The organism is Streptomyces botrytidirepellens (assembly GCF_003721215.1).
GTDB classification, from domain to species: domain Bacteria; phylum Actinomycetota; class Actinomycetes; order Streptomycetales; family Streptomycetaceae; genus Streptomyces; species Streptomyces himastatinicus.
Genome location: NZ_RIBZ01000144.1, coordinates 1 through 4,116 on the forward strand (window position 1 = coordinate 1; position 4,116 = coordinate 4,116).

The following is a 4,116-nucleotide window of genomic DNA, read 5'->3' on the forward strand; positions in this document are numbered from 1 at the left end:
ACCGACCGGGTACGGATCAGCGACCAGCCCACCTCGGCGGGCGATACGTCCGGGTCGGAGGCCACCCTTTCGGCCAACGCCCGCGCCTGACCCCGTAACGCCTGAACGCTCCGCGCCGACACCGCCCACGGCACCACACCGATGCCGCCGGGGTCCGGCTGCGCCGCGATGTGTTCCGCCTCCTCGGGGGCCTGCTCCAGGATCAGATGGGCGTTCGTCCCCGAGATGCCGAACGCGGACACCCCGGCCCTGCGCGGCCGTTCGCCTCGGGGCCAGCGGACGGGCTCGGTCAGCAGCCGTACGCCCCCCGAGGTCCAGTCGGCGTGCGGGGTCGGCTCGTCGATGTGCAGCGAGGCGGGCAGCAGCTCGTGCCGCATCGCCATCACCATCTTGATGACACTGGCCGCACCCGCGGCGGCCTGGGTGTGGCCCAGGTTCGACTTGATGGAGCCCAGCCACAACGGCCGGTCCTCCGCCCTCCCCTGCCCGTACGTGGCCAGCAGCGCCTGCGCCTCGATCGGGTCGCCGAGCGTCGTCCCCGTGCCATGGCCCTCCACCGCGTCCACCTCGGCGGTGGACAGGTGGGCGTTGGCGAGCGCCTGCCNCCACCGCGTCCACCTCGGCGGTGGACAGGTGGGCGTTGGCGAGCGCCTGCCGGATCACCCGCTGCTGCGAGGGACCGTTCGGCGCGGTCAGCCCGTTGCTCGCACCGTCCTGGTTGACCGCCGAACCACGAATGACCGCCAGCACCCGGTGGTGACGGCGCCGCGCCTCACCGAGGCGCTCCAGGACGACGAGCCCGGCACCCTCGCCCCATCCGGTGCCGTCGGCCGCGGCGGCGAAGGGCTTGCACCGACCGTCGGGGGCCATACCGCGCTGCCGGGAGAACTCGATGAACGCCCCCGGGGTGGCCATCACCGCAACGCCACCCGCCAACGCCAGATCGCATTCGCCCTGGCGCAGCGCCTGACAGGCCAGGTGAATGGCCACCAGCGACGACGAACACGCCGTGTCCACCGTGACCGCGGGCCCCTCCAGACCCAGCGAGTACGCCACCCGGCCCGACAGCACACTGCCGAGGTTTCCGGCCCCGACGTAGCCCTCCACCTCGCTGGTGATGTTGCCGATGACCGACAGATAGTCGTGCGAGCCGATCCCGGCGAACACACCGGTATTGCTGCCACTCAAGGTGTCGCGACGGAACCCCGCCCGTTCGAACGCCTCCCACGCCGTTTCCAGGAGCAGCCGCTGCTGGGGGTCCATGGCCAGCGCCTCACGCGGGCTGATGTCGAAGAAGGCAGCGTCGAATGCGGTCGCGTCGTAACAGAATCCGCCCTGGTCCACATAGGACGTCCCGTATTGCTCGGGATCCGGATCGAAGAGTTCGTCGAGTCCCCAGCCGCGGTCCGTCGGAAATGCGGAGACGGCGTCACCGCCCCGCTCCACCAGCTGCCAGAGATCCTCGGGCGAGCGCACCCCGCCGGGATAGCGGCACGCCATTCCCACGATGGCGACCGGCTCCGGCTCGGCGGAATCGATCTCGCGCAGACGCTGGCGGGTCTGGCGCAATTCGGCCGTGACCCACTTGAGGTGATCGAGAAGCTTCTCTTCGTTGGACATCTAGCGCAAGCTCCTTGGCGCGGCGCGGCGGGTGGAGGGCATCGGGCTCACGACTTTCCGAACTCATCGGAAATGAGGTCGAAAATGTCTTCCGCTGTTGCTGTCTCAAGCTCGCTATGAGCCGTGGAACGGTCCGTTTCGTGTTCCGTGTCGCTCCACTTGGCCAGCAGCAGCCGCAGTCGGCCGGTGATGCGGCGACGGGCTGCCTCGTCCACCGCGGACGGCTCCGACACCGCATCCCATGTGTCGAGGTCCGACAGCAGCCGCCCCTCGGAGGTCACATCCGTGTCGACAAGTCGCCCGCGCAGGAAGTCCGCCAGCTGGTTGGTCGTGGGGTGATCGAAGATGAGAGTGGGTGGCAGATCGATACCGGTGGTGGCGGTGAGCCGGTTACCGAATTCGACGGCGGTGAGGGAATCGAACCCCAGCTCCTGGAATGGCTGGGCGGGGGGAATGGAATGCGTACTGGGATAGCCGAGGATTGCGGCCGCGTGCGTTTGCAGGTGGTGGAGGAGGAGTTGATGCTGCTGGGCGGGCGTGCTGCCGGCCAGTTGTTGCTGGAGCGAGCTGATGGCCGCCGTCGAATCCGGAGTGTCGGCGTCCGACGGCGGGGTCGGCATGAGCCGGGTGAGGAGCGGACTCGGCCGTCGCGCCGTAAAACTTGCGGGGAACTTCTGCCAGTCGATATCCGCGACGGTGACGGTGATGTCGTCGTGGTCGAGGGCGTGCTGAAGGGAGGCGACGGCGAGATCCGGGTCGAGCGGATTCATCCCGCGCCGGTTGTAGTAGTCGATGACGGCCTCGTCGGACGCCATCCCCGCATCGCCCCAGGGCGCCCAGGCGATGCTGGTGGCGGGGAGTCCTTGGAGGCGGCGGTGTTCGGCGAGGGCGTCGAGGTAGGTGTTGGCGGCGGCGTAGGCGGCCTGTCGACTGCCGCCCCAGGAGGCCGCGCCGGAGGAGAAGAGAACAAAGGCGCTGAGGTCGTGGTCCTTGGTCAGCTCGTGGAGATGGGTGGCGGCGAGCGCTTTGGGCTGAAGGACCTCGTTGATGTGGGGGAGGTCGATTTCCCCGAGCGATGTGTTCTCCGCGATGCCCGCGGCGTGGATGACGGTGGTGAGGGGGTGTTCGGCGGGGATGGCCCGGATGAGGTGGTGGAGGGCGGTGCGGTCGGAGACGTCGCAGGCGGTGATGGTGACGGTGGTGCCGAGGTCGGTGAGTTCTTGAGTGAGTTCGGTAGCGCCGGGGGCGTTGGGTCCGGTGCGGCTGGTGAGGTGGAGGTGGGGTGCGCCGTTGCGGGCGAGCCAGCGTGCGAGGTGGGCGCCGAGCCCCCCGGTGCCGCCGGTGATGAGCGTCGTCCCGGTCGGCTGCCAGGGGACCGCCAAGGCGTCGGTGGCGGGCGCGTGCTCGAGACGGCGGCCCAGGACGACCGAACGGATCGCCACCTGATCCTCGGGCTGCCCGGGCGTGAGCAGCCCGGCGATACGGCCGGGAGTGCGGGCATCGAGGGTGTCGGGCAGATCGATCAAACCGCCCCAGAGCTGGGGGTGTTCCAGCGCGGCCACCCGGCCGAACCCCCAGATCTGTGCCTGGTGCGGATGGGGGAGCGCATCAGCGGGGACGACCGCCACGGCGCCCTGGGTGAGGCACCACAGGGCTGCGGGCCACCCGAGGTCATCGAGCGCCTGGACGAGGGCCATGGTCGCGGCCAGCCCCGTGGGAACGGCCGGGTGATCCGGGTGGTGGCTCTCCTCGAGGGCGAGGAGGCTCAGCACACCGACCGGTGCGGTACGTACGCCCACGGCACCTGCGAGCTGCTGGACGAGGGCCTCGCTATGAGGAGCGGCGGTGTCGACGGTGAGCGTCTCGCGCTCCGCACCGTGGGCATCGAGCGCCTGGGCGGCGGCTTGGACGACCGGGTGCTCGGCCAGGCCGGAAGGCACGAGGAGCAGCCAGGTGCCGGTGAGGGCAGGGGTGGCGACCGCCTCGGGCAGGCGGTCCCAGGCGATCCGATAGCGCCATGAGTCGATGGTGGAGTGCTCTCGGTGCCGTCGCCGCCAGGCCGAGAGAAGGGGGAGGGCGGGGAGCAGGGCATCGAGGTCGGGGCTGTTCTTCTCCAGGTGCAGTGTGCTGGTGAGGGCGTCCACATCCTGCGCTTCGATGGCGCCCCACAGTTGCGCCTCGGCCGGGTCACGCTGCGCGTCGTGGCTGTCGGGACGGGTGGTGGGTGGGGCCAGCCAGAACCGCTGGTGTTGGAAGGCGTAGGTGGGGAGTTCGACGGTGCGCGGGGCTGGGCTGGCGGGGTACCAGGGCGCCCAGTCGACGTCGGTCCCGGCGGTGTGGAGTCGTGCGAGGGCGGTGGCGAAGGCGTGGGTTTCGGGTTGTTTGCGGGTGAGGGTGGCCGTCACCAGGGGGTTGGGCCGGTCGGTGCCCGTGGTGATGTGGCTGAGTGTGTGCTGTGTTGCGGTGGCGAGGACCGGGTCCGGGCCCAGTTCCAGA

General features: G+C 70.1%; 1 protein-coding gene and 1 pseudogene. Both read right to left on the bottom strand.

Features of this window, described 5'->3' with window-relative positions; genetic code table 11:
* Nucleotides 1–1,620, bottom strand: a pseudogene (locus tag EEJ42_RS10840) (type I polyketide synthase); the annotation flags it as partial.
* 47 nt (nt 1,621–1,667) lie between these two features.
* A partial coding sequence (locus tag EEJ42_RS10845; RefSeq protein ID WP_123099743.1) for a type I polyketide synthase occupies nt 1,668–4,116 on the bottom strand: 2,449 nt, incomplete at its 5' end.